General features: G+C 31.6%; 12 protein-coding genes. All 12 read right to left on the bottom strand.

The annotated features are described in order from the left end of the window. Window positions 1–67: 67 nt before the first annotated feature. Window positions 68–1,318, bottom strand: a complete 1,251-nt coding sequence (gene kamA, locus FYJ83_RS03900; protein ID WP_154439030.1) for a lysine 2,3-aminomutase — start codon at window positions 1,316–1,318, stop codon at window positions 68–70. An 88-nt stretch (window positions 1,319–1,406) separates the two neighbouring features. Beyond that, window positions 1,407–2,444 carry an L-erythro-3,5-diaminohexanoate dehydrogenase gene (gene kdd / locus FYJ83_RS03895; RefSeq protein ID WP_154439029.1) on the bottom strand — a complete coding sequence of 346 codons (1,038 nt, stop codon included), beginning with the start codon at window positions 2,442–2,444 and terminating at the stop codon, window positions 1,407–1,409. Between the two features lie 268 nt (window positions 2,445–2,712). Continuing rightward, entirely contained in the window at window positions 2,713–4,095 is a 1,383-nt protein-coding gene (locus tag FYJ83_RS03890) for a sigma-54 interaction domain-containing protein (protein WP_154439028.1), read from the bottom strand. Window positions 4,096–4,188: 93 nt separating this feature from the next. Continuing rightward, window positions 4,189–4,992: a glutamate racemase gene (murI, locus tag FYJ83_RS03885; RefSeq protein ID WP_154439027.1), complete on the bottom strand. Its 804-nt coding sequence runs from the start codon at window positions 4,990–4,992 to the stop codon at window positions 4,189–4,191. Window positions 4,993–5,077: 85 nt separating this feature from the next. Continuing rightward, a complete protein-coding gene (locus tag FYJ83_RS03880; protein ID WP_326828296.1) occupies window positions 5,078–6,262 on the bottom strand; it encodes a hypothetical protein in 1,185 nt (394 codons plus the stop codon). Window positions 6,263–6,404: 142 nt separating this feature from the next. Further along, the gene (gene ypeB / locus FYJ83_RS03875; RefSeq protein ID WP_154439026.1) at window positions 6,405–7,772 is read right to left on the bottom strand and encodes a germination protein YpeB; all 1,368 of its coding nucleotides are present in this window, start codon (window positions 7,770–7,772) and stop codon (window positions 6,405–6,407) included. A 122-nt stretch (window positions 7,773–7,894) separates the two neighbouring features. Continuing rightward, entirely contained in the window at window positions 7,895–8,593 is a 699-nt protein-coding gene (gene sleB, locus FYJ83_RS03870) for a spore cortex-lytic enzyme (protein WP_229768479.1), read from the bottom strand. 311 nt (window positions 8,594–8,904) lie between these two features. Then, window positions 8,905–9,498: a stage II sporulation protein R gene (gene spoIIR / locus FYJ83_RS03865; RefSeq protein ID WP_195837910.1), complete on the bottom strand. Its 594-nt coding sequence runs from the start codon at window positions 9,496–9,498 to the stop codon at window positions 8,905–8,907. Between the two features lie 131 nt (window positions 9,499–9,629). Then, window positions 9,630–10,760, bottom strand: coding sequence for a Ger(x)C family spore germination protein (locus FYJ83_RS03860; protein WP_154439024.1), 1,131 nt, complete (start codon window positions 10,758–10,760; stop codon window positions 9,630–9,632). Then, entirely contained in the window at window positions 10,753–11,859 is a 1,107-nt protein-coding gene (locus FYJ83_RS03855) for a GerAB/ArcD/ProY family transporter (RefSeq protein WP_154439023.1), read from the bottom strand. Before FYJ83_RS03855 ends, FYJ83_RS03860 begins: the two co-directional genes overlap by 8 nt. Continuing rightward, entirely contained in the window at window positions 11,846–13,360 is a 1,515-nt protein-coding gene (locus FYJ83_RS03850) for a spore germination protein (RefSeq protein ID WP_154439022.1), read from the bottom strand. The genes FYJ83_RS03855 and FYJ83_RS03850 overlap by 14 nt, the downstream gene beginning before the upstream one ends. A gap of 10 nt (window positions 13,361–13,370) precedes the next feature. Next, window positions 13,371–13,580: a CLC_0170 family protein gene (locus FYJ83_RS03845; RefSeq protein ID WP_154439021.1), complete on the bottom strand. Its 210-nt coding sequence runs from the start codon at window positions 13,578–13,580 to the stop codon at window positions 13,371–13,373. Window positions 13,581–13,611 lie beyond the last annotated feature (31 nt).

Genomic DNA, 13,611 nt, shown 5'->3' with positions numbered 1-13,611 from the left:
TGCTCCTTTCAGTGGCAAATTTTGAATTGTTTATGGTTTTAATTCAAAATTCACAAGTGGAAACATCCTAGTGTTTCCTATTATGTCTCTCCAAATCACTTGGTTCCATGGATTTTACTTCTTTACCTTGTAAAAGTTCTGCTACTCCTGTGATTTTTCCTTGTCTTTCCCCTTTACATACAGGACAATCGCATGGTTCTTCTATGATTTGTGGTTCTGTATATGTTGTGATAATTCCTTCGTAGTTTCTTAGCACTACTTTAGTTGGTGATTGTGAGATAATATATTGAGGCATTACTGGAGTTTTTCCTCCACCACCTGGTGCATCTACTACAAATGTAGGTACTGCATAGCCTGATGTATGACCTCTTAGGGCTTCTATTATTTCAATACCTTTAGATACTTTGGTTCTAAAATGTTCAATTCCCATGGAAAGGTCACATTGATAGATATAATAAGGTCTTACTCTCATTTTAACTAACCCATGTACCAAATCCTTCATTATATGTGGACAATCATTGATTCCTCTAAGTAATACAGATTGATTTCCTAAAGGGATACCTGCATTTGCTAATCTCTCACAGGCAGCTTTTGATTCAGCAGTTATTTCTTTTGGATGGTTAAAGTGGGTATTTAACCATATTGGATGGTATTTTTTCAACATATTTACTAGATCATCTGTAATTCTTTGTGGAAGTACTACTGGTGTACGACTTCCTAGTCTTACTATTTCCACATGTGGAATTTCTCTTAATTTTGAGATAATATATTCTAAAACATCATCAGATACTAATAAACAGTCTCCTCCTGACAATAACACATCTCTTACTTCAGGTGTATTTCTTATATATTCTATACAGGCATCTATTCTGTCTCTTGGTACTCCTGTGTCTTTCTGTCCTGCAAATCTTCTTCTAGTACAATGTCTGCAATACATTGAACATTGGTCTGTAATTAAAAACAATACTCTATCTGGGTATCTATGAGTTAATCCTGGTACTGGTGAATCTTCATCTTCATGTAGTGGGTCTTCTAGGTCTGAATCGCTAATATGAGTTTCCATTATTGTTGGTACTGCCTGCATTCTCACTGGACAATGAGGATCATCTGGGTCCATTAGTGAAGCATAATATGGTGTAATTCCTACTCTAAATTTTTCAAGTACAGCACCTATATTCTTTTCTTCTTCTTCTGTTATATTGATTATTTTTTTTAAAGTATCTACATCAGAAATTCTATTTCTAACTTGCCAACGCCAGTCATTCCATTCTTCCTCGCTAACATCTTTCCAAAGTTCAATTTCATTATACCTTCTCAAGATAAGTCCCCCTTATTTTTAGTTAATAACTAATAGTGAATGGTGAAAAGTGAACAGCAACTATTCACTATTCACTATTAATTGTTTTTTAGGCATAAAGTTCTGTAAATATTTTTCTTAATTCTTCTGATTCTCTCATTAGTTCTAATGATATTGCTGCATGGTCTTTTGTATATCCGTTTCCTACTATCATAGTTACGTCTTTACCTACTCCTTCTGCTCCTAAAGCAGCCTTTGTAAAGCTTGTTGCCATACTGAAGAAGTAAACTATTCCCCTATCCTTGCAAATTAGAATACTTGACATTTCTGTATTTGGGATATTTACTGTATTGATTACTATATCTGCCATTTCTCCATTAGTAGCTTCTTTTACTTTTTCTAAGATTTCTACTGCATCTGTTGCATTGGCTTTTATATATACATCTGCTAAATTTGAATCTTTACATCTTTGTAAAGTAGTGTCCCTTGAGCCAATACAAATAACTTTTCCTGTAACTCCTGCTCTCTTTTTCGCTTCGTATAGGCAAAGCATACCTGATTTTCCTGTTCCTCCTATAACTACTACAGTATCTCCTGGTTTAACTAGTTTTGCTGTTTGTGCTGGTGCTCCTGCTACGTCTAATACTGATAGTGCTAAGTTTTCTGGCATATCTGATGGAATAACTGCATAAATTCCTGATTCAAATAATATTGCCTTACCTACTATATCAACTTGGTCTACATCTTTTCTTATTTCTTTAAATTCATCTATTCTAAGAGGTGTTAAAGATAAAGAAACTAAAGTAGCTATTTTATCTCCTACTTTAAGGTCAGTTTTTCCTTCTAAAGCTGGTCCTATTTTTTCCACTGTACCTATTAACATTCCACCTGATCCTGTAACTGGATTTTGGTGCTTTCCTCTTTCTGCTACTATGCCTTTCATTATTTTCTTGATTTCTTCTATATCCCCATTAGCCTGTTCTTTTATTTGTGTAAAACTTGCTGAATCTACATTAAGTGTTTGAACATCTATAAGTATTTCGTTGTCATAAATCTCCATATCATTGTCAATTTTTAATGCTGGTTGTGGTAAAACTCCCTTTGGTTCAATAACTCTATGCGTTCCGTATGGACATCCTTTTTTCATTTTACATTCCTCCCAGTATATTGTTAAAAATTTATTTATAATTATATAATGCAAAAGATATGCCAACTATTTGTTGACAAATTTTGAATTGTGAATTTTGAATTGTAAATTAAGTATTTTGGTGAATTTAACTAGATTTGAGAGATTCAGTATAAATTTTTTATAAAGAAAATAAAGTATTTTCTGCCAAAGAAGTGTTTATCATATAAAAATCTGCCCATTTTTCGGCAAAGCTAACTCATAATTATATAAAATACAAAGGTTGAAGTTAAAGCTTCAACCTTTGTATTTTATACTGCAAAGTTTGCCTTGGTATTCCTAGTATTTCTGCTGTTTTAGTTATATTATTATCTGTTTTTCCTAAGGCTTCTTTTATTATTTCTTTTTCCGTTGTTTCTAAAATCTCTGTAAGGGATAGGTTTGGTATGGTTTCTTTTTTATATTTCTTGAATTTATATGGTAGGTCTTCTACTTCTAGTATTTTTTTATCTGATATGCTAATTATTCCTTCTAGTAAATGTTCCAGTTCTCGTACATTTCCACTCCAGTCATAATTATTGAATATGTTCAAGACTTCATTAGATATATTCTCTACTTTTTTATCAAACTTTTTATTGAACTTATTTATAAAATAATTTACTAAAATTGGAATATCTCCTTTTCTTTCCCTCAATGGTGGGATTTCAAGAGACAATACATTTAGTCTATAGTATAGATCTTTTCTTATTTGTCTTTTTTCTATTGCTTCCTCTGGAGGAATATTAGTTGCTGCTATTATTCTAACGTCAACTTTTATAGTATTTGTAGCTCCAACTCTTCTTATATTCCCATCCTGCAATACTCTTAAAAGCTTTGACTGAAGTTCTAAGGGCATGGAGTTAATTTCATCTAAAAAAAGAGTTCCACCATGGGCCAATTCAAATAATCCTGGTCTATCTTCTGCTCCTGTAAATCCTCCTTTTATGGTTCCAAATAGAATTCCTTCAAGAAGATTTGCAGGTAATGCCGCACAGTTTTGTGTAATAAAAGGCTTAGAGCTTCTATGGCTTACATTGTGAATAGAATGGACAAACAATTCCTTTCCTGTACCTGTATCTCCAGATACTAATACTGATATATCCGATTCCCCTGCCTTCAACACAATGGATTTTAGCCTCAAAATTTCTTTATCTTCTCCTATAATATCCAATAATGTGTATTCTGCTGATTCATTTGTTTTCTTTGTAGAAGGTTTCTGCTTCTTATTATATAATTTGTCTTGAAGCTCAACTATTTTTTCTGACATCTGTCTAACTGTGGTTATATCCTTGGATATTTCTAAGGCTCCTACTATTCGTCCTTTAGATTTAATTGGAATAGATGTATTTATAGTTGTGATCTTTTCTCCTTTATAGTTGATAAAAGTTTGCTCTTTCTTATATAGAGGCTCTCCAGTACGAATTACTGTTAAAAGGGTACTGGTTTCATCAGTTAAAGATGGGTATACTTCCAGTAAGTGTCTGCCTATGACTTTCTCTCTGTCTATTCCATCTATTCCTTGTGCAAACTTATTATAATACACTATTATACCGTTTTTATCTATGATATGTAGTCCTTCCTCTAGGTAATCTAAAATATCCAATACATTTTCCCTAAAAAATAAGTCTTTCATAGAATCCTCCTTAGCGCTTAATATTCGGCATCTATTGCCTAAAATTAGGCGGTTCTCCGCCTAATTTAGTGAATAGGAAATAACTATTCACTATTAATTGCCTAATACTACTTTTTCAACTACATCTATTTCTCTTCTAATAATATTTCCGCCTATTCTTTGAAATTTACTTGGAGCATCACTTACATAGTATCTATAAGTTCCACCATCTATTTTCTCATTTAGTAATCCTTCTTCTTTTAATATATTTTTAGTAAGCTTTGCAGTTTCATAAGCTGGATTTACTAGAGTTACTTTTTCTCCTAATATTTTCCCTATGGTATATCTTAAGGTAGGATAGTGAGTACATCCCAATACTAAAGTATCTATATTGTGTTCCTTTAAATCCAATAAATATTTTCTTGCAGCCAATTCAGCTACATCTGAATTTTCCCAGCCTTCTTCTACTATAGGCACGAATAGTGGGCAGGACACCCCTATGATTTCTGCTGTAGGTAATATCTTCCTTATTTTTTTTTGGTATGCACCAGAATTTATAGTTCCTTCTGTACCTATTATACCTATGGTATTGTTCTTACTGCACCCTGCAGCAGCCTTAGCTCCAGGCTCTACTACTCCTATAATTGGGACACTAAACTTAGCTTGTGCTTCTTCCATTGCCAAAGCTGAAGCTGTATTACATGCTATGACAATCGCTTTTATATCCTTAGTCATTAAAAAATCAAATGACTCTATTACATATTTTATTACAGTTTCCTTTGATCTAGAGCCATAGGGTATCCTTGCTGTATCACCAAAATATACTATATCTTCACCTGGTAATTGTTCCATTATTTCTTTAAGTACAGTAAGTCCACCAATTCCAGAATCAAATACTCCTATTGGTCTGTTGTCCATGAAAACACTCCTTTAACTATCTTCTATCTCTATTATACTTATTTATTAGCAAAAAGAGAACATATTAAATATGTTCTCTTATTTTTTATGGTAATTGTGGTTGTGGAGAATGGATTTGATTCATTTGGCTTTCCATTAATTCCATAAAGCTAATGGAGTTATCTTTATTTAAAGTTGGCATTTCTATTTTAATATCTTGGTTTATATTATAGCTCTTTGAGTTATAGTTGATTCCCAAGTTTATTATACCTTTTACTTCTTCACCCATAACTTTTGATATATTGGCTAAATCAATTCTTAAATCAATATTTCCTTTTTCATGAACTATATATCCCTTGTTATCGATTCCATATTCAATCTTTATTCCATTTTGTCCTAGTATCTTAACATCTTTGTAATCTTCCATAAACTTATTAAACTGTGTTTTAAATTCTGGCAATTTCTTCTCTAATTCTTCCGTTACTGCCTTTATTTCTTTTTCTCCATCTGCTCTTTCATTTTCTGGCATATTTGCCAATGCCACTTTTGTCACTTGATTCATATATTCTTTTATAAAATTCATAACTACTTCTGAATCTAGACTATAGTTTACTGCATATTTTACTAATTCTTTTAGAGTATCATCATTTAATTTTAATTCATATATATCTAATTTCTTTCCATCAATTTCTCTTTTTCCTTTTTCTTTAACTAGTTCTATACTAGGCTTGAAATCTTTTTCCATTGATTTCATAAATTCAGTTAATTTAGGTTGAAATTCTTTTATAAAGTTTACTAACTCAGTAAAGTTTAAAGTATCTTCTTGATTTAGAATATCTCCTATATCATATACTACATATTCCTTTGGTGTACCATCTGTAGCCATAGACGCCATTAACATTTGAGGCATTTTTATTATTTCTACAATTTTAGGTTTATCCTTGGACATATCTACATCAACCCAAATTTTAGTATTCATACCCATTCCGCCAAAGTTCATATCTGTATTCATTTCTGCTTTAGCAACTGTTTTTTCTTTATTTTGAGTTGATTTTTGGTGAATTTTAACACTTGAATCATTGAACATAGCAGATATTTGGTCAAATACTACTTGTTCTTCCTCTGCAAAACCTTCACCTTTGAAAGTGAAATTCATTTCTGTTTCACTCTCTACTGACGTTATATTCTGCATTTTGTTAAATCCATTATAAAGCTTCAATTCTCCGCCTGTACAAGCTGTAAGTGATATTGTAAGTGCAAGTAACAATGATAATAATGATAATTTTTTCACGACTATACCTCCTAAATTTATATATATCTATATATATGTATATATATTTAGACTATATCCTAATTATATGGTTTTTAAACAAAAATTGCAAGAAAATACAAGAAACAAGGTTTCGGAAAAACTATCCGAAACCTTGTTTTTATTAAAATGTTAGAGTACCATTTTCATCTTTTATTATTTGTAGAATTTGTTCTTCTCTGCCATCTAAGGCATTTATATATACTATAAAATCTGATTTATTATATTTTCCTTTAAATTCATAACATAAAACTTCATTTGCACCACTTGGTATTATGGCTAATCGAGCAGAATCTATATTAAAATCAGTTTTTATTTTAGCTCTTGCCTCTTCCTCAGTTAAATGTGGAGATGTTATATTTCTTTCTTGGTTGTTCATATAATATGCAGATGCATTAAATCCTACTATTTCCCCTGTATCTAATGCTACTTTTACTTTAATTAAATCAGGATAAATGGTTATATCATCTTGAGTGTTAGCAAAGTTAAATAATATACTTCCATTATATTTTAGGGAGTAGTTTGCCTCCATATTTTCAAAACCCTTTTCCTTTAAATACTTTAACGCCTTCTCTTCTGCATTTTTTATAGATAGTTTTGCATTAGATACTGGCCTTGGATTTTCCATCCAAACTACTTTACCACCTTTTCTAGATACTCCCATATATACTGCTAAGTCTTTTGATTGGCTATTAGGATATAAATGAAATGTATAAGCTGGAAGTCTTGCTTCATTTATATGCTCACCTTCTTCAAATGCCTCAATACCCTTTACCCTATCTCTTCCAAAAAAATCCTGTGCTGCTTTTTGGGCATCATTTAAAGATACATCATTCTTCGGTAATCCTACAGCCTTTTTGTTTACTATTTGATCTGAGAAAGGCCCATCATATATTAATTCTGGTATCTTTCCCATTTGTTTATCCATTGTCACTAAAGATGTCTGGAATACTTGGTTATTACCTTCTTCCACATTCTTTTTCTGCTGATTGCTCATAGCTCCTAATGCAAAATTGGAATCCATTAGACTATCATGTAATTTTGATAATTCTTGGTTAAATGCTTGAGAATTTGATTGAAGGCTGTTTAATGTTTCTCTTTGATCTTGAGTTATATCTTCTCCCTGCATATGCTTCTTTATTAAATAAGAAGCATAATCTGCTGTTTGTGTTAAAAACTTTTCTGTCTTTGCAGTTTCTGCATGAGTTATTGGCATTTGACTCAATTTTTCTTTAGCAAAAAATGCCTCATTCATAATTTGTGAAAACAATACTACATTTTGCTCTTTGGAACTGGCTACTAATGCCTTAGACAAGTTTACCTGAACATTTTCTACGTGTTTCTTAATATCGAAGAATAATCTCTGATAAGTATTTTCTAAGGCAGTTTCATAATTAATCCTGCTTTGATTTTGATTATATCCCCATACTAATGATGCAATAAGTAGAAGACTTAGTAAGGCTGGGGCAATTATATGTCGTCGCTTATCCATTTTTACCTCCCTTTCTATTTTAGTGAATAGTGAATAGTTAATAACTAATAGTTGAAAAGATTAAAAGACCTGAAAACCTTACTAAAAATTATTCACTATTCACTATTAGTTATTCGCTGTATTTATACTCCAAACCAGTGTTTACCTATTTTTAACATTACTTTTCTTGACCATATCCACTTAGACGTTGCTGTAACTGGGTTCCAATAATACAGACATCCATAGGTTGGATCCCATCCATTTAAGGCATCTCTTGCGGCATTTATGGAATCTTTGTTTGGAGTTAGATTTATTTGTCCATCAGCAACTGCGGTGAATGCAAGGGGCTGGTATATTACACTGGCTACTGTATTTGGGAAAGAAGAGCTTCTAGTTCGATTGAGTATAACTGCTGCTACTGCTACTTTTCCTACATAAGGTTCTCCTCTGGCTTCACCATGTATAGCCCTTGCTAATAGATATTCATCGGTTTTTCTATCTACTCCTCCTGTTGAAGCAGTAGTAGTTGCTGCTGTTGCCATACCCAATGCCTTAGCTGTAGATGTTCCTACTACGCCATCAACTGTAAGCCCATTTTTAGCTTGAAACTTTCTTACAGCTCTGTAAGTTCTTGCACCATATACTCCATCTACTTTACCATCATAGTATCCCCACCTAAGTAGTTTATCTTGAACTGTCCTTACATCTTGACCTTGAGATCCCCAGTAAAGAATTCTTGGAGCATAAAAGCCACTCTGCTTACTTGCATGAGGTTCATAGAACGAAAATACTGATAACAAAACCATTGATAAAACAGTGGTAATTATAATAAATTTTTTCAAGATTATTTACTCCTTTCATAGTTTTACTTATTTTAAGTAATATTCCAGATTTTATTCATAAAAATCCCACTAAAAAAATAATAAAAATCCACGTTCACTGTTTCGGACACGAATAATTCTATAGCTCACTCCAGCTAAAAATCCTACAGTTTGCAAACTCGCTACGCTCAAACAGTGCAAACTGCTTAACGGACTTCTAGCTTACATTCCCTAAGAATTAAATCGTATCCTGCAAATGTTCTCTTAGTATTTTTATTATTTTTGAGTATTAATGTAAAAAACAACTCCATATCTTAATTGGAGTTATTTATCTATTTCTTTTTTATATTTTTTACTATATCTGCTACTTTCCATTTTAATTTTAGTTTTGGTTCTTCTTCTTTTTCAGTTTCTACTTCTTTTTCTAGATTATATGCAACTGAATGTTCTATATCTACAAAACACAAAGGCGGAAACATGACACACCACCAATTTTGACCTTTACCTTCTCCTAAAGTAATAAGTAAAGTCTCATATTCCCCTGCTGGTAATACTAAATTCCCATACTTTCTTGTAGGAAAATTATCTTGTCCTAAGCTTATATTTACTTCATAGTTCTTACCTTCTCTTTTAATTACATTTTCTGTAATGGATTTCATGTCCATCATGTTAGCTTCTATTACTTCTCTACTTTCATCTATTGTTTCAGTATCTTTAAATTTCATTTTCATTTCTTTTAATATCTCATCTCTTATTTTCAGCTTCAATGCTTGATCTTCTTCCATATCACTATTTGCCCTTATATGGAATCTTATGAGTTCATTTTTAAACCCTTCCTTAGCCTTATTTTCCATATAAGGATATATTATATAAGAAAAGCTAATTATAAATAAGGATAATACCAAAATAATTTTTTTATATTTCATAGACTTGTCCCCCTTCGTATTATCATTGTTACCAGGGATTTGTTTTTTATACATAATTTTTTTAAATAGTTAATAACTAATAGTGAATAGTGAATAGCTTTGCGAAGTATTTTTTCACTATTCACTATTCACTACTGAACTAGTCCCCTTCTTCTAATCTTAACATCTATGTCTACTTCTATATCCATATCAGCAAAAACTTCATCCCAATCGTTACCTACCTCTTTCCATACTTTAGGATGGAATTTTGATATATATTCACCTATTCCTATGGCATCTGATTTATATTCTTTTTGCAGCATTTCCAACACCTCATTAGTTTCTTTAGTAAGCTCTTTTTCTATTGCTTTTTCCATATCTTCTATTAATTCTGTATTATTAAGTGTTGGGTTTTCTCTATGGATATATTCTTGCAATGCACCTTCTACTCGAATTTCCAGTCTTACTTTTAACTCCTCATTATTTTTTATAAACTTTCTTTTCATCTTAGAACCAGTAGTTATATAAGAAATAGTCATATCCTGAAATGAAGCTACTACTAAATCACTTTTCCATTTTCCTTTTAAAATAGTCAATGCCCTATTCTGTACTTCGTCTAAATATCCTATTAGCTTATAGTCTTTAAATATAGCACCTCCAAAGAACTTTATATCTTCCACACCTGTTGCAGCTCTAGGAGCAATGGCTACTCCACTTAAATCTATTTCTCTAATAAAATCTGTAAGTGTTATTGGTGTATACCTAGAAGTACTTCTTTTACCGCTTAACATACTAAAAAGTGTTCCTTCTATTACTTCCTGCCTCTTTGCATTTGGTATAGAAAGCAGTAAATCCTCAGCACTATCTTCTGCTTGTAAAATCCTTACTTTTTTACTGATACTAAAATCTCTGCTCATTCCATCTATAATTTCCTTAACGGTCCCTGCATCATTTGTTATATTTTTACCTAACACTAAAACCCTCAACATCTTAAAATTAAAAGGATATTGTAATCTGGTGGACAGTTGTGTTGCCCCTTCAAATACCGATGATGCAACAGTAGATACTATATGTATTCTTTCTTCTTGAGTTGCATTTTTTCCTATGGCATTTATATTGGGATATGTGATGGTAATGACATATCTTTCGCCTTCTCCTTCATTTAAGTCTATTCCTATGGAATAGGGAAATAGGATTTGATTAATTTCCTGCATATCCCAGCAGCCTGTCATAAATGGGATTAATATAATTATAATCGACAGATATATTATTTTTTTATTCATCTGCTCGCCTCCTTACTTTAAAGAGACCTATAAGATAAATTAAAGTCGGAAGAATAACCACACTTATTATTCCAAGGTAATTAATCGTTGTTCCTAATATGGTTTCTATTTGCAATACATTTTGGGGAATCAATGAAAAAATATATATAATTGGTATCATTGGAATTATAAAAAAACCATGTTCTCTTACTGCAAATAAATTTGATAATATCTTTCCTGCTGAATAGTAAGTTGGAGCCATTGTTGCAAATATAACCAGTGTCCAAATAGCCATGGCTACGCCATCTAGATTTTCAATAAAAAATCCTGGCAAATCTATTTCCTTAATAAGGGATATTGTAGGGAATGCTTGCCTTTGTAAACTGTGTAATCCATACTGTGATAGTGTAAGGAAAAATACTACTAAATATATAATAGTTACTATAATTATTGCCGAAATACTGGTTCTTACAATTTTAGAATTATTATTCCTATCTTCAGCAAAGGGGATTGCAAATAAAAGTATTTCAAATCCTACAAAGCTGAAATAGGAATCTAGCACAGCCTTTGGTAGTTTGCTTATATCAAACTGAAATACTGGTAGTGCATTTGTATAATCTATACTTGGCAAAGAAAATATAATTAAGATTATTATACTTACTATTATAATTGGATATATATGGTATCCTAATCTTCCAATTATTTGTATTTCTGATCTTGCAATATATGTTGTAGCAAGTATAAAGGTGATTATCAAAACTTCTGGAGGAGTGGTTTCTAGTAAAAATGCTTTTACTAACTCTGCAAGATTCCTAGATAAGGAAGCCATAACCGCCATATTATATATAAAAAAAATAAAAATAAAAAAATTAAATACCCATTTTCCTAAGGCTTCTCTTCCTATTTCAAAAAAATCTTTGTTTGGATAGATCTGAAATATTTTATTTATAATAAATACATTTATAATCGAAAATATTCCTCCAAGTATTATGGGTATCCATCCGTCATTTCCTATAGCTATTGCCATTTTATTGGGCAGAGATAATATTCCTACACCAATTACTGTAGAAACAATTAATCCTCTTATTTGAACACTTGATATTTCATTAGTCTCTCTCATCTTTCCAAGTTCTCCTCATTCTTACTTTATTTCTTGGTTTAGTAAAAGTTGGTCTTTCTTCTAAATATTGAATTGGTGATTTGAATAATGTATCCTTTAACTCTCCTTGACTTATACCTAAACCAGAATATGGGGATGTAAATGGTACTCCAAAGCTATTTAGTTTAATTAAATGAGTAATAAGCACTATAAGTCCTAGCATTACTCCATATAACCCTAAAAATGCAGCAAATATAATAAGTAAAAATCTCCAAACCCTAAGTCCTGATGCAAATTCATAACTTGGTATAGCAAATGAAGATATAGTAGTTACAGCTACTATAATTATTAAAATAGAGCTGACTATTCCTGCCTCTACTGCTGCCTGACCTATTATAAGACCTCCAACTATTCCTATGGTAGTACCTATGGGACCTGAAATCCTTGTACCTGATTCCCTTATGAGTTCTATTGTTATTTCCATTAGAAATGTTTCTACTACTGATGGGAAAGGTACATTTATCCTACTGGCAGCTAAATAGTATGTAAGCTTTGTAGGCAATATTCCTGGATGATATGAAATAATGGATATATAAAGTGCAGGAGACAATACACATAGAAAAAATGCCACTAGTCTTAAACTTCTTAGAATCTGAGACTCTGTCCATCTGTTATAATAGTCTTCCGATGACTGAAAAAGTGTACCTATTGTGGCAGGTACTATTAATGCAAAAGGTGAATTATCTACTATAATGGCTATTCTGCCCTCACATAATGCTGCTGCTACTGAATCGGGTCTTTCTGTATTCTCTATTTGTGGAAATGCAGATAAATAATTATCTTCTATTAAATTTTCCAACATGGAACTATCTTGTATGGCATCTATGTCTATAGACCTTATTCTTTCATTGACTTCTTGCAATACTCCCTTATCCACTATATCATCCATATATATTACAGCTACATCAGTCTTTGATCTTCTGCCTACTTTCTGCATAGTTATTTTAAGGTTGGTATCCCTTATTCTTCTTCTAATCAAAGTTGTATTTATCTTCAATACTTCAGTAAAACCTTCCCTAGGTCCTCTAACTACAGTTTCTGTTTCTGGTTCACTAATTCCCCTTGTTGCCCACCCTTTTGAGCCTATTATAATGGCTTGTTCCATACCATCTATAAAGAGTACAGTATCTCCTGATAAAATAATATCTATTATTTTATCCATATGATGTTCTTCTGAAAGTTCAGAACTATATAAGACTTCTTTGTATATAATATCTGTTAATTTAGACTTAAACCCTTGAAGTGAGAAATTTTTTACCTCTTCTTCCGATAGTAAAGCACCAATAGTGTATTCTGATATATGGTCTTTATTTATCAATCCATCTATATATACTATTGCCATTTTTACCCTATAGACATCTCCTACTTCAATCCGTCTGATTATAATATCATAGCAATCCTTAAACAGTTCCTCTATTACTTTTAAATTGTTTTCTATATCTTTAAGAATTATCTTTTGCATAATTATCTCCTCACATTACCAATAATAAAATATACATTAGTCCGCCAATGGCTATATAGGAGTAGGATATAATTTTCAATATCTTTAGTTCTCTTATATATCCCTTTTGTTTAAATTTCCTATCGTCTAGTAATAAGGTAAATATCCCTACTATTATTACCATTAAAATAGTGGTGTAATTGTTTAATCCTCTTAAAATTCTCAGTAACTCAGAATACAAAAAACCCACCTCCTGTAACTAATATAGTTTA

It is taken from the genome of Tissierella pigra, assembly GCF_009695605.1.
GTDB classification, from domain to species: Bacteria; Bacillota; Clostridia; order Tissierellales; family Tissierellaceae; genus Tissierella; species Tissierella pigra.
This window is presented reverse-complemented; position numbering and strand designations above follow the sequence as displayed.